The organism is Butyricicoccus porcorum (genome assembly GCF_002157465.1).
In the GTDB taxonomy this organism is placed as follows: Bacteria; Bacillota; Clostridia; order Oscillospirales; family Butyricicoccaceae; genus Butyricicoccus_A; species Butyricicoccus_A porcorum.
Genome location: NZ_NHOC01000007.1, coordinates 1 through 19,834, shown reverse-complemented (window position 1 = coordinate 19,834; position 19,834 = coordinate 1). Strand labels below are relative to the sequence as shown.

Annotated in this window: 20 protein-coding genes, 1 tRNA gene and 1 pseudogene; 15 read left to right on the top strand and 7 right to left on the bottom strand. The window is 51.1% G+C overall.

The genetic code is table 11. From position 1 onward, the window contains the following. The first annotated feature begins 1 nt into the window (after position 1). From trpB to CBW42_RS08610, 8 genes are all read left to right on the top strand, one after another. On the top strand, positions 2 to 1,186 hold the full coding sequence (trpB, locus tag CBW42_RS08645) for a tryptophan synthase subunit beta (RefSeq protein ID WP_087020062.1): 1,185 nt from the start codon (positions 2 to 4) through the stop codon (positions 1,184 to 1,186). Beyond that, positions 1,179 to 1,958, top strand: coding sequence for a tryptophan synthase subunit alpha (gene trpA / locus CBW42_RS08640; protein ID WP_205703628.1), 780 nt, complete (start codon positions 1,179 to 1,181; stop codon positions 1,956 to 1,958). Before trpB ends, trpA begins: the two co-directional genes overlap by 8 nt. An 80-nt stretch (positions 1,959 to 2,038) precedes the next feature. Next, a complete protein-coding gene (locus CBW42_RS08635) occupies positions 2,039 to 2,863 on the top strand; it encodes an MBL fold metallo-hydrolase (protein ID WP_087020059.1) in 825 nt (274 codons plus the stop codon). Positions 2,864 to 3,174: 311 nt separating this feature from the next. Continuing rightward, on the top strand, positions 3,175 to 4,563 hold the full coding sequence (locus CBW42_RS08630) for a pyruvate carboxylase subunit B (RefSeq protein WP_087020056.1): 1,389 nt from the start codon (positions 3,175 to 3,177) through the stop codon (positions 4,561 to 4,563). Between the two features lie 12 nt (positions 4,564 to 4,575). Continuing rightward, positions 4,576 to 4,911, top strand: a complete 336-nt coding sequence (locus CBW42_RS08625; protein WP_087020052.1) for an OadG family transporter subunit — start codon at positions 4,576 to 4,578, stop codon at positions 4,909 to 4,911. 18 nt (positions 4,912 to 4,929) lie between these two features. Continuing rightward, positions 4,930 to 5,310, top strand: coding sequence for a biotin/lipoyl-containing protein (locus CBW42_RS08620; RefSeq protein ID WP_087020050.1), 381 nt, complete (start codon positions 4,930 to 4,932; stop codon positions 5,308 to 5,310). A gap of 15 nt (positions 5,311 to 5,325) precedes the next feature. Then, positions 5,326 to 6,486, top strand: coding sequence for a sodium ion-translocating decarboxylase subunit beta (locus tag CBW42_RS08615; protein WP_087020047.1), 1,161 nt, complete (start codon positions 5,326 to 5,328; stop codon positions 6,484 to 6,486). Positions 6,487 to 6,603: 117 nt separating this feature from the next. Next, positions 6,604 to 7,815, top strand: a complete 1,212-nt coding sequence (locus tag CBW42_RS08610) for a MalY/PatB family protein (protein WP_087020044.1) — start codon at positions 6,604 to 6,606, stop codon at positions 7,813 to 7,815. Between the two features lie 104 nt (positions 7,816 to 7,919). Here the strand turns inward: CBW42_RS08610 and CBW42_RS08605 are convergent, their stop codons facing one another. From CBW42_RS08605 to CBW42_RS08595, 3 genes are all read right to left on the bottom strand, one after another. Next, positions 7,920 to 8,936: a Gfo/Idh/MocA family oxidoreductase gene (locus tag CBW42_RS08605; protein WP_087020041.1), complete on the bottom strand. Its 1,017-nt coding sequence runs from the start codon at positions 8,934 to 8,936 to the stop codon at positions 7,920 to 7,922. A 58-nt stretch (positions 8,937 to 8,994) separates the two neighbouring features. After that, positions 8,995 to 9,894: a myo-inosose-2 dehydratase gene (iolE, locus tag CBW42_RS08600; RefSeq protein WP_087020039.1), complete on the bottom strand. Its 900-nt coding sequence runs from the start codon at positions 9,892 to 9,894 to the stop codon at positions 8,995 to 8,997. Between the two features lie 350 nt (positions 9,895 to 10,244). Beyond that, positions 10,245 to 11,177: a helix-turn-helix transcriptional regulator gene (locus tag CBW42_RS08595; RefSeq protein WP_087020035.1), complete on the bottom strand. Its 933-nt coding sequence runs from the start codon at positions 11,175 to 11,177 to the stop codon at positions 10,245 to 10,247. A 156-nt stretch (positions 11,178 to 11,333) separates the two neighbouring features. On the opposite strand from CBW42_RS08595, the gene CBW42_RS08590 reads away from it, so the two are divergent. Continuing rightward, positions 11,334 to 11,843 (top strand): methylated-DNA--[protein]-cysteine S-methyltransferase, encoded by a 510-nt coding sequence (locus CBW42_RS08590; RefSeq protein WP_087020032.1) that lies wholly within the window; start codon positions 11,334 to 11,336, stop codon positions 11,841 to 11,843. A gap of 90 nt (positions 11,844 to 11,933) precedes the next feature. Continuing rightward, on the top strand, positions 11,934 to 13,115 hold the full coding sequence (locus CBW42_RS08585; RefSeq protein ID WP_087020029.1) for an iron-containing alcohol dehydrogenase: 1,182 nt from the start codon (positions 11,934 to 11,936) through the stop codon (positions 13,113 to 13,115). Between the two features lie 24 nt (positions 13,116 to 13,139). Here the strand turns inward: CBW42_RS08585 and CBW42_RS08580 are convergent, their stop codons facing one another. After that, positions 13,140 to 13,781 carry an NAD(P)H-hydrate epimerase gene (locus CBW42_RS08580; protein WP_087020025.1) on the bottom strand — a complete coding sequence of 214 codons (642 nt, stop codon included), beginning with the start codon at positions 13,779 to 13,781 and terminating at the stop codon, positions 13,140 to 13,142. Positions 13,782 to 13,825: 44 nt separating this feature from the next. On the opposite strand from CBW42_RS08580, the gene CBW42_RS08575 reads away from it, so the two are divergent. Further along, a complete protein-coding gene (locus tag CBW42_RS08575; RefSeq protein WP_087020022.1) occupies positions 13,826 to 14,077 on the top strand; it encodes a hypothetical protein in 252 nt (83 codons plus the stop codon). Here the strand turns inward: CBW42_RS08575 and hydE are convergent. Continuing rightward, a complete protein-coding gene (gene hydE, locus CBW42_RS08570; protein ID WP_087020020.1) occupies positions 14,061 to 15,113 on the bottom strand; it encodes a [FeFe] hydrogenase H-cluster radical SAM maturase HydE in 1,053 nt (350 codons plus the stop codon). The two genes, CBW42_RS08575 and hydE, sit on opposite strands and share 17 nt — an antisense overlap. A 125-nt stretch (positions 15,114 to 15,238) precedes the next feature. Between hydE and CBW42_RS08565 the strand changes: the two genes are divergently transcribed. Then, positions 15,239 to 15,315, top strand: a tRNA-Arg gene (locus tag CBW42_RS08565). A gap of 104 nt (positions 15,316 to 15,419) precedes the next feature. Here the strand turns inward: CBW42_RS08565 and CBW42_RS08560 are convergent. Both CBW42_RS08560 and CBW42_RS08555 read right to left on the bottom strand, forming a co-directional pair. After that, on the bottom strand, positions 15,420 to 18,356 hold the full coding sequence (locus CBW42_RS08560) for a phage tail tape measure protein (protein WP_087020017.1): 2,937 nt from the start codon (positions 18,354 to 18,356) through the stop codon (positions 15,420 to 15,422). An 82-nt stretch (positions 18,357 to 18,438) separates the two neighbouring features. Further along, a complete protein-coding gene (locus CBW42_RS08555; protein ID WP_087020014.1) occupies positions 18,439 to 18,909 on the bottom strand; it encodes a hypothetical protein in 471 nt (156 codons plus the stop codon). Positions 18,910 to 18,973: 64 nt separating this feature from the next. Here CBW42_RS08555 and CBW42_RS08550 point away from each other — a divergent pair, with 64 nt between their 5' ends. The 3 genes and pseudogenes from CBW42_RS08550 to CBW42_RS15355 form a co-directional block, all read left to right on the top strand. Further along, complete coding sequence (locus tag CBW42_RS08550) at positions 18,974 to 19,270, top strand: transposase (RefSeq protein WP_087017840.1); 297 nt, start codon at positions 18,974 to 18,976, stop codon at positions 19,268 to 19,270. Positions 19,271 to 19,332: 62 nt separating this feature from the next. Continuing rightward, on the top strand, positions 19,333 to 19,746 hold the full coding sequence (locus CBW42_RS15360) for an IS3 family transposase (RefSeq protein WP_087020011.1): 414 nt from the start codon (positions 19,333 to 19,335) through the stop codon (positions 19,744 to 19,746). After that, positions 19,673 to 19,834, top strand: a pseudogene (locus CBW42_RS15355) (IS3 family transposase); the annotation flags it as partial. The gene CBW42_RS15360 and the pseudogene CBW42_RS15355, both read left to right, overlap by 74 nt.

Genomic DNA, 19,834 nt, shown 5'->3' with positions numbered 1-19,834 from the left:
CATGTCTAACGGAAGATTCGGCATTCACGGCGGACAATACATCCCCGAAACCCTGATGAATGCCATTCATGAACTGGAAGAAGCGTACAACCGCTATAAAGACGATCCGGAATTCAACGCAGAGCTGGACGAACTGATGAGGAACTATGTCGGCCGCCCCTCCCTGCTGTACTATGCCGAGAAAATGACCAAAGACCTCGGCGGTGCAAAGATTTATCTCAAGCGTGAGGATCTCAACCACACCGGCTCACACAAAATCAACAACGCACTCGCACAGTGCCTGCTCGCAAAGAAAATGGGCAAGACACGCGTCATCGCGGAGACCGGCGCAGGTCAGCATGGCGTTGCCACCGCAACTGCAGCCGCACTGCTCGGCCTGGAATGCGAGGTCTATATGGGCCGTCTCGACACCGAGCGTCAGGCGCTCAATGTCTACCGCATGAAGCTGCTGGGCACCAAGGTACACCCGGTCGACAGCGGCACAGCGACGCTCAAGGACGCCGTTTCCGAGACCTTCCGCGAGTGGGTCAGCCGCATCGACGACACGCACTATGTCCTCGGGTCGGTCATGGGTCCACATCCGTTCCCGACGATTGTCCGTGATTTCCAGTCGGTAATCTCGAAGGAAATCAAGCAGGAAATGCTGGAGCGTGAAGGCCGCCTGCCGAATGCGGTTATCGCCTGTGTCGGCGGCGGTTCCAATGCCATCGGCGCGTTTTACAACTTTATTGACGATCCTGAGGTACAGCTGATCGGCTGTGAGGCCGCAGGCCGCGGCATCAATACAAAGGAAACCGCCGCAACGCTGTCCACCGGACGCCTCGGCATTTTCCACGGTATGAAATCCTACTTCTGTCAGGATGAATACGGTCAGATTGCACCGGTTTACTCCATTTCTGCCGGTCTGGACTATCCGGGCATCGGCCCGGAGCACGCGATGCTGTTCGATTCCGGCCGTGCCAAGTATGTCCCTGTCACCGATGAAGAAGCGGTTCAGGCATTCGAGTACCTGTCCCGCACCGAGGGTATCATTCCGGCTATCGAGTCCGCACATGCCATTTCTTATGCGTGCAAGCTCGCACCGACTATGTCGCCTGATCAGATTATTGTAATCAACGTCTCCGGCCGCGGCGACAAGGATGTCGCTGCCATTGCCCGCTACAGAGGGGAGGATCTCCATGACTAAAATTGCAGATGCCTTTGCAAATGGCAAGGCGTTTATCCCGTTTCTGACCTGTGGAGATCCCGATTTGGAGACCACAGAAAAACTCATTTCCGCCATTGCAGACGCAGGAGCAGATCTGATTGAGCTGGGTATCCCGTTCTCTGATCCGACCGCCGAAGGCCCGGTCATTCAGGACGCAAACCTGCGCGCGCTGTCCGGCGGCGTGACCACCGACAAGATTTTTGATATGGTTCGCCGTGTGCGCCAGACGGTCAGCATCCCGATGGTTTTCATGACCTATGCGAATGTCATCTTCTCTTACGGTGCAGAAAAATTCCTCAAAACCGCCGCAGAAATCGGCATGAACGGCATTATTGTGCCGGATGTTCCGTTTGAGGAAAAGCAGGAATTCGAGCCTCTGTGCAAAAAGTATGGTCTGGCACAGATTTCCATGATTGCGCCGACCTCGCATGACCGCATCCGCGCCATTGCGGAGCAGGCAGAGGGCTTCCTGTACTGTGTCTCCTCGCTCGGCGTCACAGGCACGAGAAGCAATATCACCACCGACATCGGCGCGATGGTCAAACTCGTCAAGGAAGTCAACGACATCCCGTGCGCAGTCGGCTTTGGCATCTCCACGCCGGAACAGGCGGAGTCCATGTGCCGTCAGGCAGACGGTGCCATCGTCGGCTCGGCAATTGTCAAGCTGATTGCAAAATACGGTCGTGACAGCGTGCAGCCGGTCGCAGAATATGTGAAGTCCATAAAGGACGCCTGCCGCCGCGCGGATTGATTTCCCGCCTCCAATTTGATACACTGACAGTGCAGGAATGCTTCCTGCACTGTTTTTTTACTGAGAAAGGATATTTGAAAATGAAGCTGATTTCCCTGCTGGAAAATACCTCGCATGCGCCGGAAATCCAATCGCGGCACGGGCTGTCGCTGTATCTGGAAACTGCGGCGCACCGCATTGTATTCGATTTCGGTCCGGATGACACATTCCTGCACAACGCGGCGGAACTGGGTGTGGATATCGCCGCGGCAGACCTCGCATTTCTGTCGCACGGGCACTATGACCATGGCGGCGGACTGCCTGCTTTTTTGCAGGTTAATGACCATGCACCGATTTACCTGCACAAAAATGCCTTCATCCCTCATTGGTCATCCGCCACGCGGTATATCGGACTGGAACAGTCTCTGAAAACAAGCCCGCGCCTGCATTACACCGACGGTGTGACGCATCTGGGGGATGGATTGACGCTGATTTCCGGCGCACCCGGACACCGATTCCTCGCCTCCTCCTGCGCAGGCCTGCAAATGGAGCAGGCAGACGGCTCCCGCCTGCCGGATGATTTTTCTCATGAGCAGAGCCTGATCGTCGAAGAGGGCGATATCTGTCTGCTGGTCGCAGGCTGTGCACACACCGGCATCCTCAACATCATGGAGCAGGCACAGCAGGTCGCAGGCCGCCCGATGACACACGTTGTCTCTGGTTTCCATCTGTGCCAGCCCTCGCGCGGCATCCATGAACCGGAGGAGACTGTCTGTGCGATTGCCGACGAGCTCCGACGCACTCCAGCGCGCTATTTCACCTGCCACTGCACCGGCATGCCGTCCTATGAAATCCTGCGTCGCGAGCTGGGTGCACAGGTTTCCTATCTGTCCGGCGGCATGCAGATTGCGCTTGCAACGGGTTAATTCTTGCATCACTTGCACCAATTTTGTCAACAATACCATAGTTTACACTTTATTCACATTTTTCTTTGTGCATTTCTACAGCAAAGATTTCAATCGATTGCAAACTCTGTTAATTTTCAGGCAAAAATGCCTGATTTTTCGAATTTTTCGTTGCAAATGCACACGATTCTGTTGTATAATATTCCTGTTTGGTGGAGGTGTTTTTCGCCCGGATTACCATCATTTTCACCAGAATCGACTGGTATCGGCATTTCCCCTTCCAAACTGTATCTATTTGTCATCTTTTATCTTTCAAAAGGAGCTGATACACTGTGCCAAAAAAACTGAAGATCACAGAGACCGTCCTTCGTGACGCCAACCAGTCTCTGTGCGCAACCCGTCTCCCGATGTCGGAGTTCAAGCCGATTCTCGAGACCATGAACAAGGTTGGTTATCATTCCGTCGAATGCTGGGGCGGTGCAACGTTCGATTCCTGTCTTCGTTACCTGAACGAAGATCCGTGGGTTCGTCTGCGCACCATCCGTGAGCTGATGCCGGATACCAAGCTGCAGATGCTGCTTCGCGGCCAGAACATCCTGGGCTACAAGCATTATTCTGACGATACCGTCCGCGCATTTGTCCGCAAGAGCGTGGAAAACGGCATCGACATCATCCGCATCTTCGACGCACTGAATGACATGCGCAACATCGAGACCGCTGTTGACGAGTGTCAGAAGGCTGGCGGCGAAGCGCAGGGCACCATTTCCTACACCCAGTCCCCGGTACATACGCTTGAGAACTACGCAAAGCTCGGCAAGCGCATCGAAGAGCTGGGCTGCACCTCCCTGTGCATCAAGGACATGGCCGGCGTCATGAGCCCGCAGGAGGCATTTGACCTCGTCACTGCGCTCAAGTCCGAGGTCAAGATTCCGATTGTCGTTCACACCCATGCCACCACCGGTCTGGGCTCCATGACCTACCTGAAGGCTGTCGAGGCAGGCGCTGAGGTCATTGACTGCGCGATCTCCCCGTTCGCCGGCGGTACGTCCCAGCCGTGCACCGAGGCAATGGATCACGTTCTGACTCAGATGGGCTATGAAACCGGTCTGGACAGAGCGGAAATGCGCAAGGTCAACGAGTTCTTTGAGCCGATCAAGAAGGCTTATGTCACCGAGGGCAAGATCAATCCGTTCGTCATGAACGTCAACACCAACGCCCTGCACTACAAGATTCCGGGAGGCATGCTGTCCAACCTGATCGCAAACCTGACCGATATGAAGGCACTTGATCGCCTGAACGAGGTTCTGGCAGAGGTTCCGAATGTCCGCAAGGATATGGGTTACCCGCCGCTGGTTACCCCGCTGAGCCAGATGGTTGGTTCGCAGGCTGTTAACAACGTCCTGATGGGCGAGCGCTACAAGAACATCACCAAGGAAATCCGCGCTTATATCCGCGGCGAGTACGGCACCTCCCCGGCACCTGTCAATCCGGAACTGGTCAAGAAGGTTATGGGCGATGAGAAGCCGATGGAAGGCCGTTACGCTGAGACCCTCGAGCCGGAAATCCCGGCAGCTGTCGAGAAGCTGGGCGATCTGGCTACCTGCGAAGAGGACGTTCTGTCCTATGTTGCTTTCCCGCAGCAGGCAGAGAAGTTCTTCCAGTACCGCGAAGAGCATAAGGGCATGAAGGTAACGTATTCCATCCAGAAGGTTGACGACTAAGGAGGGGCAACTATGAACATTGGCGTAGGCGAAGCCCTGCTGATTTCTCTCTGTGGCTTTGCAACCGTATTCCTCCTTCTCCTGTTCCTGATTCTCGTCATCAAGGTCATTTCTGCTGTCGTTATGACAATCGAGGGAAAGGGCAAGGCTGCCGCTCCGGCTGCTGAGACCGCAGCTCCGGCTCCCGCTCCGGCGAAGGAAAAGGAAAAGCCCTCCAAGCCGTGGGACGGCAAGCTTCAGCTCATCGATGTCGATGAGGAAACTGCTGCCTGCATTATGGCCATCATCAGCGATGAGACCGATATTCCGCTGGACGAGCTTCAGTTCAGACGCATTCAGGCGCTTTAATTGGGAGGTACAAACAACATGAAATATATTGTAACGCTGAATGACAAACAGTATGAGGTCGAAGTAGAAAAGGGCAAGGCTGTTGCCGCTTACATCGGCGAAGCACCTGCTCCGGCTCCGGTTGCTGCTGCTCCGGCTCCGGCCGCTCCGGCTCCGGCTGCTGCTCCGGCCGCTCCGGCAGGCGCAGGCGATCCGATCACTGCTCCGATGCCGGGCACCATCCTCGATGTCCGCTGCCAGCAGGGCCAGACCGTCAAGAACGGCGACATCCTGTTCATCCTGGAAGCAATGAAGATGGAGAACGAAATCTTCGCCAGCAAGGACGGTACGGTCACTTCCGTATGTGTATCCAAGGGCGCGTCGGTTGATACCGGCAGTGTTCTGTGCACCATCTCTTAACGGAGGTCGCGTGTAATGGATTTTTCTTTCACTGCCGTTCTCGGCAAAATTCTCGGAGAATCCGGCTATGCAGGCTTTTTCATGGATGGCGGTTGGAAAAACCTGCTTATGATTCTCATCGCGTTTGTCCTACTGTATCTGGGCATCGCAAAGAAATTCGAGCCGCTGCTGCTCGTCACCATCGCTTTCGGCATGCTGCTGGCGAATCTGCCGTTCTCCAACATGATTTCCAATGTGGATAATGACGGATTGCTGCACTGGCTGTATACCGGCGTAAAGCTGGATATTTACCCGCCTTTGATCTTTATGGGTGTCGGCGCGATGACCGACTTCGGTCCGCTGATTGCGCGCCCGTCCTCGCTGATCCTTGGCGCTGCCGCACAGTTCGGTATCTTCACCGCATTCCTCGGCTCGCTGCTGATCTTTAAGTTCCCGGTCAACGTCGCCGCTGCCATCGGCATCATCGGCGGCGCAGACGGCCCGACTGCCATCATGGTTACCTCCAAGCTGGCACCGGAGTATCTGTCCGCAATCGCAATCGCCGCGTACTCATACATGGCGCTGATCCCAATGATTCAGCCGCCGATTATGCGTCTGTTTACCCGCAAGAAGGATCGTCAGATCAGGATGACCCAGCTGCGCGAGGTATCCAACACCGAGAAGATCGTCTTCCCGATCGCGGTTGCAACTGTCGTCATCCTGCTGCTGCCGGATACCGCTCCGCTGATCGGCATGCTGATGCTCGGCAACCTGTTCCACGTCTGCGGCGTAACCGCTCGTCTGGACGAAACCGTACAGAATGCCCTGATGAATATCGTCACCATTTTCCTGGGTCTGTCTGTCGGCGCTACTGCTGCTGCTGATACGTTCCTGACTTGGCAGACGCTCGAGATCATCCTGATGGGTCTGGTTGCATTTGCACTGTCTACCTTCGGCGGCGTCATTTTCGGCGATATCATGTGCTGGATTAGCAAGGGCAAGATCAACCCGCTGATTGGTTCCGCAGGCGTATCTGCCGTACCGATGGCTGCACGTGTTGCACAGATTGAAGGCCAGAAGGAAAACCCGTCCAACTTCCTGCTCATGCACGCCATGGGCCCGAACGTTGCCGGTGTTATCGGCTCCGCTGCTGCGGCAGGCTTCTTCTTGAAGCTCGTCCCGATGCTGATGGGCTGAGTCTTTTCATACGGCTTGTATCCCCTTCCGGAAAATCCGGAAGGGGATTTTTTTGCCCGCAAACGATATGTGTGTTACAATAGGTGCAATCACATAACAGAGAAAGGAGCATCTGCCATGAAATATGATTTCACTTCGATTCTGGATCGCCATGGCAAGGACGCCATCGCAGTTGACGGCCTTGGAACTATGCCCGGCTTTGCGCCGGAAGCGCCCAAGGAGGGCTTTGATGCCATTCCGATGTGGGTTGCAGATATGAATTTCCCCACTGTTCCTACCATTCCGCAGGCGATTCTTGCACGCGCCCAGCATCCGGCGTTCGGCTATTTCAATCCAACCAAAGAATATTACCAATCGATCATTCAATGGCAGGAATGCCGCAACGGTGTGACCGGCCTGACAGCCAGCTGTATCGGCTATGAAAACGGTGTGCTTGGCTGTGTTATTTCCGCGCTAACCGCATTCGCCGCCCCGGGCGACGCCGTGCTGCTGCACAGCCCGACCTACATTGGCTTTACCAACAGCATCGAAGACAACGGCTTCCACATTGTCCACAGCCCGCTCCAATTGGATACAGACGGTGTCTGGCGCATGGATTTCGATGACATGGATGCAAAAATCAAACAGCATCACATCCATGTTGCTGTCTTTTGCAGCCCACATAACCCCACCGGGCGCGTCTGGGAGCGCTGGGAGCTGGACAAGGCCATGGAGGTCTATCGTGCCAACGACTGCGTTGTTATTTCGGACGAAATCTGGTCAGATCTTCTGCTGTCCGGACACAAACACATCCCCACCCAGTCGGTCAGTGAGGACGCAAAGAACCGTACAGTTGCCGTCTATGCTCCGAGCAAGACATTCAATCTCGCCGGTCTGGTCGGAAGCTACCACATTATCTACAACCGCTATCTGCGCGACCGCGTGCGTGCAAAGAGCGGCAAGCCGCATTACAACAGCATGAATGTGCTTTCCATGCACGCACTCATTGGTGCATATCAGCCTGAGGGATATGAATGGGTGGACGAGCTGTGTCAGGTTCTGACGCAAAATATAGACTATGCGTATGACTTCATTGTACAGCATTTTGATGGCATCCGGGTCAGCAAGCCAGAGGGTACCTATATGCTGTTCCTCGACTGTACGGAATGGTGTGAAGCGCACGGCAAGACCGTGCAGGAACTGCAAAAAGCCGGCTGGAATGTCGGCGTTGCCTGGCAGGATGGCTGCATGTTCCAAGCCCCCTGTGCCATCCGCATGAACCTTGCCCTGCCCTTCAGCCGTGTGCAGGAAGCATTCCGCCGTCTGGACAAATACGTTTTCAATACCTGAACATGGAAAAGCCCCGCCAGCTTCCAAACGAAGCGGCGGGGCTTTTCAGAGACTTATATTCAGATAGGAGATATTAGCAATAAAATGGGGGAATCGAACTGGATTTACTCCAGCGTCAGCAGCTCATTCTTGAGGAACGATTCCTTGCAGCGGAACGCGATGTTGGTGGATGCAGTGCCGTCATATACATTCGGGCTGCCCTGACGACCCTTTGCAACACAGTCACAGAACTCTTCCATCTCGGTGATGTAAGCATCATGCCAACGGGTAACGAAGTCCTGATAGCACTCACGGCATACGCCATGCTCGCTCATAACTTCAACCATGGAGCTTGCCGGTACGCCTGCGATGCGCAGCGTGCCACGGGTGCCGACGATTTCGGTCTCAACATGGGAGCCATGTGCTGCTGCACGGCCTGCGAAGAAGAATGCCATTGCATCGTTCTCGCACTGCATCAGGCAGGAAACATTGTCGCCGTCGTCCCAATCCTTGTACTGCTTGAACTCGAAGCAGCCGCCGATTGCCCACAGCTTCTTCGGCTCGGAGCCGGTCAGCCAGCGGATCAGGTCGATATCATGAATGGACATGTCGATGAACTGTCCACCGGAGCGCGGTGCATACTCGAGCGTGCCCTGAATGATGGAAATCGGATCCTGAGAATAGCAGCGAACGAGGATAACATCGCCGATGTCACCATTTTCCATCTTCTGCTTGGCAACCTGATAGGAATGATCGTAGCGGCGCATGAAGCCCAGCATGAAGATCAGTTCCGGATGGGACTCGATGATCTTCTCCGCTTCTTTGCACTTCTCAACCGTGTCTGCCAGCGGCTTTTCGCAGAAGACATGCTTGCCTGCATCCATGGCAATCTGAATCATTTCAACATGGGATGCAGTGTTGGTGACGATGGCAACCGCCTCAACCTCCGGATTTGCACACATTTCCTTCGGATCGCTGTAAACAGCGGTCACACCCAGTTCCTCTGCAACTTCCTTTGCACGTGCAAAATTACCATCACAGATTGCAACCAGTTCAGAACCCGGTACGCGGTTTGCGATATTGCAGGCATGCTCATAGCCCAGACGGCCGACACCAATGATACCGATTTTCAGCTTTTTCATACGAACTCTCTCCTTACGTATGGTTATATGATAGAAATAAACTCGTTATTGTGTCCGATTACAGGCCAGTATACTTGTTGACATAGGCGCGCGCCATGCGTGCATAGTCAAGCGGATTTGCCTTTGCCGGATCCTGCTCCGCTTCGACAACCAGCCAGCCTTCATAATTGTACTCATCCAGCAGCTTGAAGACGGTCGGGAAGTCTACGCAGCCCTCCGGGTCGCCCGGTACCGTGAATACGCCTTCCGGAATCGAGCGCAGGAAGCTCTTGTTTTCTGCATAACACTTTTCCATTGCCGGCTTGCGGACATTCTTCAGATGTACATGGCCGATGCGGTCGTGATGCTTCTTGAGGATTTCAATCGGATCTTCGCCGGAGAAGGTCAGATGACCGGTATCATAAATCAGGCTGACATACTTCGGATCAGTCATCTCCATCAGGCGGTCGATCTCCCCCGTCTTCTGTACGGTGGTCGTCATGTGGTGATGATAAACGATCTTCATGCCGCTGTCATAAGCGATCTTGCCCAGATGATCGAGGCCCTTGGTGAGAACCTCCCACTCATCATCGTTCAGAACCTTCTTGTTCGCCAGCGGGGTGTTCCACTGATGCTGAATCGAGAAGCTCTGGTCAGAGACATTGATGACCTCAGCACCGATGGCCTTCAGGAAATTCATGTGGTCGACAAATGCGCGTTCATTCCACCACATCGGCTGCTCGTTGAGATACGTGCTGATCCATGCCGTGATAGCAGAGATGCCGCGGCGGCCGAATTCCTCATTCAGGACTGCCGGATTTCTCGGATACTGGCAGCCGATTTCTGTGCCGACATAACCGCTCAGTGCGATTTCACTGATGGTCTGGAGAAAACTGTTCTCCGCGCCCATCTCCGGCATGTCATCCTCTGTCCATGCAATCGGAGCAATTCCAATTTTTACTTTCTTCGGGTCCAACATATTCAAAATACCTTCCTTTCCTCTTCGGTATGTTTCGTTTCTTTATTGTGACTTTAGTATATCATCCGGCGGCAATTTCGTCTTTCAACTTCTTGGCTTATCTGTTTTTACCAAAAAAATCTGTTTCCCGTCCGTTTTTTTATCAAAATTGATATTCCTGTGTATTTTTTATTCCCTTCATCTTAAAATCCCCGTATATGCAGACAGCGTCCGCCGGAACGAATTTTATAAAATCCTGCGATTTCACAAAATATCAGCCCATGATCCGCACCGTTTTTCCACGTGATGGGCACAAAAAAGCTGCCGAAACCCGGAATATTTCCTGTTTTCGGCAGCACCTTCTTGTTTTTTTATTCTTTTTTCTTCTTCTTTTTTGCCCGCTTGGTTTCCTCCTCGACGCTGACAATATAATTTTGCCGGTATTTTTTCGGCGGCATGCCGACATTTTTCGTAAACTGGAGATTAAAATAGCTCTGGGTATCGTAACCTACCATACCGGCAATTGTTGTAATCGGCAAATCGGTCGTGATAAGCAGTGTCTGCGCCTCGCCGATGCGGCGGCGCAGCAAATACTGCACCGGGGAATATCCGCTCATCTGCTTGAACACATGTGAGAGATAATACGGACTGATATGCAGCGCCTCCCCCATGCTCTGCAACGTAATTGGTTCCATATAGTGCTCGTCGATGTACGATTTAATGCGCAGGCCAAGTACATGCGGTTCCTCAACCTCCGGTTCATCCGCAGCAGCCTCTCTTCCGCCGACAACAGTCAGCGCCTTGACCAGCAGCGCATGCATCAGGCTATGGCAGAACGCTTCTGTACGCGGCTCTCCGGAGGACAGACTGTGAAACATCATTTCACAGATTGTGCGCATGGCTTCAAAGTGTTCTCCGGTCGGGAAAATATAACCCGCATCGTCGGGAATCAGCGCATTTTCACGCAGGCCGGGCATATGCAGCCCGCCGACCGCAACACAGTAACTGCCGACTTCGATGCCCGGTCCGGAAATTTCATCGTGCACAACATTGGCATTGTAAATCAGCAGATCACCCGGCTTGATGAGCTGTTTCTTGTCATGAATCAGATATTCACTGCTGCCGCTGCAAATCAGGAGCAGCTCTACAAAATCCCTGTGTGCATGCATCACGCGCGGATGTGTGCTTGCATCCGGCGAAATCCTGCTGACGTAAAGCAATTTAGGGTCGTTTTCCCCGACAAATACCGACTGAAAATCCTTCTTCACAAAGCACTGCACATTGAGTGGATTCTGCTGCGCCATCGTTTTTTCTCCTCTCCTCTTGTTTCTTTCTCTATGCACTTTATTATAGCAGAATCTTGAAAGTCAGAGTAGCAGATTATTGTTTTTTCCCCGCCTTGTCTCGTGTCTGTTTCTGTGATATGATACGGTCAACGCACAGGAAGAGAGGAACTGAAAATGAATCGCAGTCCATATCTTACGACCTATTATTCCCCTGTCGGCGTGCTGACACTCGCCTCCGACGGGACACAGCTGACTGGGCTGTGGCTGGAGCATCAGAAGTATTTCGGCAGCACACTCGCACCGAATGCCACAGAGCAAAATCTTGTTGTTTTTGCACAGGCCATCGACTGGCTCAACCGTTATTTTCACGGCGAAGCGCCTGCTATGACGCTCCCGCTTGCGCCGGAGGGCAGTGCCTTCCGGCAGACAGTCTGGGACATTCTTTTCCGCATTCCATACGGTGAAACCATGACCTATGGACAAATTGCGGTGCAGCTGGAACAGCAGACCGGAAAGCGCATTTCCGCACAAGCAGTCGGCGGCGCGGTCGGGCACAATCCCATCAGTATCCTGATTCCCTGTCACCGTGTACTCGGCGCGGACGGCAGCCTGACCGGATATGCAGGCGGCCTGCGCGCAAAAGCACAGCTTCTGACGCTGGAGGGCGCGCACTTTCGCACATAACTCTGCCGCAGCACCTTGCACAGCTGCCACAAATCCGTTACAATAAAGGCAGTAATTGATAGACTGGTTTTGCGAAAGGAAGGCTTATCTATGCAGGATTTTGAATACTATACCCCGACGCATGTCGTATTCGGCAAACATGCCGTAGAACGCGTCGGCGAACTCATCACAGGTCAGAACGGCAAAAAGGTTCTGATCCATTACGGCGGCGGTTCGGCTAAGCGCAGCGGACTGCTCGATCGCGTCACAGATGCGCTGGAACAGTCCGGGATTTCCTATGTCATGCTGGGCGGTGTCGTACCCAATCCGCGCCTCGGCCTTGTGCGCGAAGGCATTGCGCTGTGCAAGCGCGAGGGCGTCGATTTCATCCTCGCAGTCGGCGGCGGCTCGGTTATCGATTCCTCCAAGGCGATTGCTTATGGCATTGCAAACGACGGCGATGTATGGGATTTTTACGCCAAGAAGCGCGTACCACAGGCGTGTGCCCCGGTCGGTACAATCCTAACCATCGCAGCGGCAGGCAGTGAAATGAGCAATTCCTCCGTCATCACCAACGAGGACGGATGGCTCAAGCGCGGACTGAGTACCGAGCTGTGTCGCTGTAAATTCGCCATTATGGACCCGACGCTGACCTATACACTCCCGGCATACCAGACGGCAAGCGGCGCCGCCGATGTTATGATGCACACAATGGAGCGTTATTTCACGCAGGTAGACACACTCGGTCTCACCGATTCCATCGCAGAGAGCCTGTTGAAATCCGTCATGCGCGACGTAACCGCTGCGCTGAAAAATCCGGAGGATTATGACGCACGTGCCGGACTGATGTGGGCAAGCAGCCTGTCGCACAACGGCCTGACCGGCTGCGGCACGGACGGCGGCGACTGGTCCTGCCATCAGCTGGAGCATGAGCTGAGCGGCAAATATGACGTCGCACATGGCGCAGGCCTGTGTGCTGTCTGGTCGAGCTGGGCACGGACTGTCATGCCTGCCAATCCCGCGCGCTTTGCAAAATTTGCCATCCAGGTCATGGGCGTACAGCCGGGGGCAGACGACATCGAAACTGCTAACCGCGGCATTGACGCAATGGAAGCCTTTTTCCAGTCCATCGGCATGCCGGTTCGCATCAATCAGATGGGCATTGAACTGACCGAAGAGGACATGCGCGAACTCGCCTATAAGTGCAGCTTTATGGATACGCGCAAAATCGGCCGCTTTGTACCGCTGGATAAAGAAGCGATTTACAAAGTCTATCAGAAAGCAAAGGCATAACAAAAGCCAAACGGCATCGGGTATTCACCCGATGCCGTTATGACACTCCTCTGAAATGCCGATATCTGCCAGTACGATTTCACCGCAATATGGTTTGGATGTTTCCTGCACATGCAGCGGTTTATATGAATCAAAGGTCACGGTCAGATCGGCATGCACCGCGCCTTCCGCAACAGCGCCTGTATCCGCATGAATCCCGCTTGGCAGGTCAAGTGCAGCAAGATACGCCCCCGATTCATTCATGAAGCAGCATGCCTTTGCGCCGGATGGACGCAGAGTACCGTGAAATCCTGTGCCATACAGCGCGTCGATGACAACATCTGCATCTGTCAGCCGATCAATCTGCTCAATTGGGCAGACGGTTACATTCAACCCATCCAGGCGGTGAAAATTAGTCTTTGCATCCACCGTGACCGGCTCCCCCTCTGCAAGCACAACCCGTACGGCCAACCCATCCTGTGCGGCAAGGCGCGCAATGACAAATCCATCGCCGCCGTTGTTGCCCTTTCCGGCAACAATGGCAAGTACATGTGCATCCGGCTTGTGCGCACGGATGATCTGATAAGCAGCTGTCCCGGCATTTTCCATCATTTGCAGATAGGAAAGCCCGCCCGCGTCGGCATTGCATTCAATCTGCTTCATCTGTGCGGCTGTAACAATACGCATAGCAAAATTACCTCCAATTTCAATAACATAAGGAAGAATGACCTATGAAAATAATCAGTGAAACCTTTGTCTGCCCCTCCACCGGCTGGGGCGTTTTCCTCGTTTATGACGAAGAGGAATGTGAACTTTATGCCCGCGTCTGTGACGAGGGCGAATGGGATCCGGATCTGGCAGATGAGGATTCCCTTCCAGATTTTGAAGCCACAGAAATCTGGTGTGAACAGTTCGGCTACCGCCGCTGTGATTCCTATCCGGAGGCACAGATGGTTGCCGACCAGTTCAATTCAATGTTTTGACGCGCGGAGAATCGCCGCGGTCGATCTGAATTTCATATCCAATTTTGGCAAACCGTGCGCGCAGATCGGCAATATGCTGTGCTGATTCTGCGCCGGTTGCCAGCTTGTTGTCATACAACATGTATTTGCTGCGCACTGCCTGTGGGCTGAGATTCGGCATGACGACATTTGCACCCGCCAGGATGCCTTTTTCGCGCCCAACCGGATCGAGCGTTCCCAACGCTGTTGTCGCGGGCAGCAGCACATCCGGAAACATCAGCCGCAACAGTGATAGCAGGAACAGGGTCAGTTCCACTGACCCCTGCGGCATCTGTGCAAATGGAGTATCATGATGCGGGATAAACGGCCCGATTCCGATCATTTCCGGCTGTAAATCTGCCAGAAACAACAGATCATCTGCCAAATTTTCCGCCGTCTGGAACGGTGAGCCGACCATAAACCCGGAACCAGTCTGAAAACCGATCTCCTTCAGCCATCGCAGGCACTGTTTGCGATGTGCACCGGAAAGCTCTGCGGGATGCAGGCGGCTGTAGTGTGCCTCATCTGCTGTTTCATGCCGCAGCAGATAACGATCTGCTCCTGCGTCAAAATATGCCTGATACGTCTCTCTGGTCTGTTCTCCGACCGACAATGTAACAGCACAGTCCGGGTGCTGCCGTTTGATGGACGATACGATGTCTGCCATGCGCTCCGTAGTATAGTATCCATCTTCTCCGCCCTGCAAAACAAATGTGCGAAATCCCAGTGCATACCCCTCTGCCGCACATTGCAGGATTTCTTCTTTTTCCAGCCGATAGCGTTGTGCCTTGCGGTTGGAACGTCGGATTCCACAATAATAGCAGTCATTGCGACAGAAATTGCTCAGTTCAATCAGACCACGAATATATATTTTGTTTCCAAAAACTGCCTGCGCGGTTTTGCGTGCACATTCAGCGGCATAGGAGGCAGTTTCCGGTGCAAACGCCGAAATCAGCTGCACAAAATCTGTCCGTGGAAGAACATGCTCAGCCGAAAGGCGGTCAATCAGTCGATTCATAGATAAAATGTTCCTTTCGTGCGCGGAAATACTGAAAACAGTATACCATTCCTCTGCGAAGTGCGCAATTCTTCAAAAAAAACTTTACAAATGATGGCAGGGTTGCTATAATAACAGTTAGACACGCGCCCGTAGCTCAGTTGGATAGAGCGTCAGACTCCGACTCTGAAGGCCGCTGGTTCGACTCCAGTCGGGCGTACCACTTAAAACCGCTGTTTCTTAATGAAATGGCGGTTTTTTCATAACTTTTTCGATGTTCAGTTTTATTCTGTTGCAGTGACTTCTAACAAGACTTCTAACAAGGGGTCAATCATCTTCCAACAGACTGTTCATCAGATTTCCAGTCTCACGCTTTACCGCCGGGGTCAAATGAGTATAGATGTTCAGCGTTGTGCTTACATCTTGATGACCTAAGTACTCTTGTACACGCTTCGCATCTTCGCCCGCATTGATTAACAGGCTTCCTGCTGTATGCCGTAACTCATGGAAGGTGATCTTAGGTAGATTGTTATTTTTTAGAATGCGCGGAAAATGATGTGATGGATAACTCGGTTCAAGTGGTCTGCCATCAATCCAACAACACACATGGTTATTCTCCACATAGCAATCACCAATCAACTCCCGCATCTCCTCTCTCCGTTCGCGCCAGTCGAGAAGATACGTTTTCAGCGCTGGCATAAGATGCAAGTCCCTCTTTCCAGCCTCACTTTTGGTCTGTTCTTTTTCGATGATACCGCAATTAGACCGTACAACCGTATTCCTGATATGCACTAGATCATTCTCGAAGTCAACATCTTCCCAGCGCAAGCCCAAACACTCCGATTTCCTCAATCCTAGAAATAATCCCAGCATGATTGCAGGTTCCAATGGATCACCCTTGATGACTTTTATAATTTCATTTAAAGCGTCAAGGGCTTCTTGTCCACCGCTGATCTTGCCAATCTGCGTATCCTGTGCAAGTGTATCCCGGTATCCTTCGAGTTCTTCCATCGTGCCTGAAACAGACTCATTATATTTGTCAATCTCGGCTTGGTTATCGGTTAACTGTTTCTGCACATATGAAATTCCATTGACATCATTACTATTCAATGCCGCATCCAATTGCTGATTCAGCTTTGCCCGTTCGTTATACAGGTCTTGTAAGTGCTTGATATCCTCTTTTGCCGCATCAATGACGTTGGTATATCCAACAGCATTCAGATTGTAATCTTTAGAATACTGGGACTGACTTCCTTCAATGGTCAATGCATTCATAGCTGCATTTGTAGCTGACCGCTGTTGTGACTGTGCATTGGCTTCTAATAATGCTTTCTGTCTTTCCAGTTCTGCATTCTGCTGTCTCAGCTTTTCCAGTTCAGCTTCCTGTGTCAATGTGATTGTACCATTGGAAGATAATGCCTGTAATTCTTCGATTCTTTCTTGTGTAGTTTCCAGTTCGCTATTCACAGAATCAAGCTGGCTTACGGTATCCTCATAGGTGGTCTGTGCTTCCTGTGCTGCTTCTGCTGCATTGTAATATCTTTTTGCCAGTGCGGAAGCTGCTGCCCCTGCTGCCATAATACCCAGTGTAACAGCTATAAGCGGATTTGCTGCCAGTGTAGCCATCAATCCCTTAAATGCGCCTGCCAGCGTTACTGTAGCACCTGTTGCTGTTCCTTCTGCTGTTGCAAGTCCCATTGATGCAAGTGCTGCTGACGCTTCTGCTTCTGTCATCCCTACGCTGGTCAGGATGGTCGTTCTTTGAGCGTTTGACAATGCTTCGGATGATAATACTGCCCGTAACTGAGATTTTGACAGATTTCCAGCAAGCGAGATGAGTGTTTGAAAGTCATCCTCCAACACTTGAGTGCCTTTGACCAATCCCATGGCGGTATCAAATGTGCTCAAACTGGTTGCCGCCTGCATAATGCCAGTTCTTAACAGTGCAAATCCTTTGACTGCTCCTGTGATTGCAAGTCCCGCAAAGGTGCTTTTTAATAAATTTGTGTCATCTACAAATTTTAATACCGCCGTTGATGCTTCCAAAATACCACCGACAATACCAGTAGAAATGTTATTCATTGCCAGAGATTCAAACGCTGCTTTTAATGTATTGGTCTTTGCTTCCAAAGAATCAAGATACGCACCAAATTTCTGTTCTGCCGATCCTGCGGAATTTGCGGCAACATCAGCATATTTCTTTGCACTGTCGTAATTCTCCATCAGCACGCGGAAGTATTCTGCCTGTCTTGTTCCAGCAAAGGCCTTACTCAGCGCATTTTGCTGAACTTGACTCAGCGAACTCCATTTTGCCGCAAGATTGTCCAATACATCTTGGTAATCATTGTATTCTGTAACTGTTTTGCGTAAATCAATGCCGACATTTGCCAAAGTTTGTTCAACATCAGAAAGCATTTCCTCTGTTCCATCGTCATCAATCAGTTTGAGTTTACCACTCTTGATATCGGACATTCTGGTAAAAATCGTTTTATATGCTTCACCAATCGATGACATTGAACGCTGTGTTACCTCTCCTGTCGTTGCCAGATAACCCAGCAGTCTATCCATTGACACGCCAGCCGTGTCAGCAGTTACCGCAACTCTGGACATCGCTTCTGCAAGTCCCCCGGCATCTGTCGCAGAAACAAGGTCAACGGCAGTCAATTTATCTACAATGCCCGCGACATCTTCCGCTGCAACCTTATAACCCTTCATTGCAGAGGTCAAATATTGTGTACTGTCAGCAGCATCAATACCGGCAACCTTGCTCAACATCATTGAATCCTTGATGAGTGTATTGGTATCACTTATAGAGTGTCCCTGTCTAAGCCAGGCATCCGCTGCATCTGCAATCTGTGTGGTGGTAGCACCCATCTGCTGTGCCATCTGGTTATAGTCGTTCATCATGCTCACAACAGCAGAACGACTTTCACCCGTTGCCATCTGCAAACTAACAATGGATTTATCAATTTCCTTTATCGACTCTGCTGCACTTTTTGCAGTAGTTCCGATCACCTGTATACCTTTAGCTGTAACGGCTGCTGCACTGCCAATATTGAGCGCACTCTTTAACGTACTGCCGAATGAAGCTGCTGTCTTTTGAGATGTTTGAAGCTGTTTGTTGACGTTCTGTACATCTTTTTTTGCATCTTCGGTGTCAGTATCTACTTTTAGCTTATGATCGCCGTTTTCCAACTGTTTTAGCTGTTGATTTAATTTTGTTGTATCTAGTTCTGCTTTTATCCTTGCTTTAAATTCATTCATTTAACCATCCTTTTATTAAATCTGTGAGCATTCAATAAAAAAAGTCAGCCTTTTAGGGGCTGACTTAAATTTTGTATACAACTCATTTTGATAATTTTTTCTGTTTTACATACATCTGCAACTGTTTAACTGTGTAGCACTTTTTAATAATTTCGCCATTACTATCCTTAATAGCAAACGTCCCTGACGGATTATCTGATGCATACAATAGCAACTCATATCCCATCTCCTCGCACCACTTTTTTGCATTAGTAATTTTTTGATGTTGTGAACCACTAAAAAAATACTTTTGCCCATTTGTGGCAATCACGCTATACTTCTTATTGTCACCATAAAGTTGTTGTTTATTATGTTTGCTTTTCTTCTTCCAATTTTCCCATGATCTTCTGCCTACTCTGGCAGCGTTATCCGTATTATAGATATGCACAAGTGGGATATTATAAGGTTTTAACTCCTTCTTTTTAGATGTACCTTTAACACATGCAATATCATTATTTTTTAATCTAAGGATGGATACCTTTTGTACGCCGCAGTAACTCTGGAGTGGTATCATTTAAGTAGAGTCGGAAAACTCACCAAACTATGATAGAATAAGAACAAAGGAACGGTGAGAAATCATGGCAAGAAGCTACGATAAAGATTTTAAAGAAGAAGCATTGAAGCTCTCAGATGAAATCGGAGCAAAGAAGGCGGCTGACCAGCTTGGAATCCCCTACAATACAGTCACAACCTGGCGAGGTAAGCGAAAGAAATACGGAGATCAGGCATTTGTAGGAAGTGGTCATAAACAACTGCCGGCAAGCGAGCAGGAACGAAGAATGCTTGAGCTGGAGAAGGAAGTCAAAGAGCTCCAACGAGCTAACGATATACTTCAGGAGGCTCTTGGTTTTTTCGCAGCGCGCCGAAAGAAGTAAAAGCACATGAGCGATACCGCTTTATCCACTCTATACAGACAGATTCAGATAAGGAGTGGAGTGTGGAACTATTATGCAGAATTCTTCATATAAGCGAATCTGGATATTATCGATATCTGAAGAATCTCAGTAAGCCGTCTAAGGACGCGCTTCTTTCGGCGGCAATAGACAGGATTATGAATGAATCCGATTATAATGACAATTACGGCGTGGAACGAATGCAGCTTGCCTTGGAGCAGAACGGATTCCACACAGGAAAACGTAGAATCAGGCGAATTATGCACGAAAAAGGTCTGATTCACGCAGACCAGACGTCCGCATGGTTTAACACGCGCTGCCACCGAAATTCAAGAGGAGGAAAATCTGATCAAGCAGGATTTTCGGGATACCCCGTATCAAAAACTGCTGACAGATATCACGCAGATCGGCTGCCTGGACGGAAAACTCTATATTTCCCCGATTATGGATTGCTTTAACGGTGAGATTCTTTCTCTTCAGATGGATGACAATATGCGAAAAGAACTTTGTATCAATACACTCAAGGCAGTTGCCTGCCGGTATCCG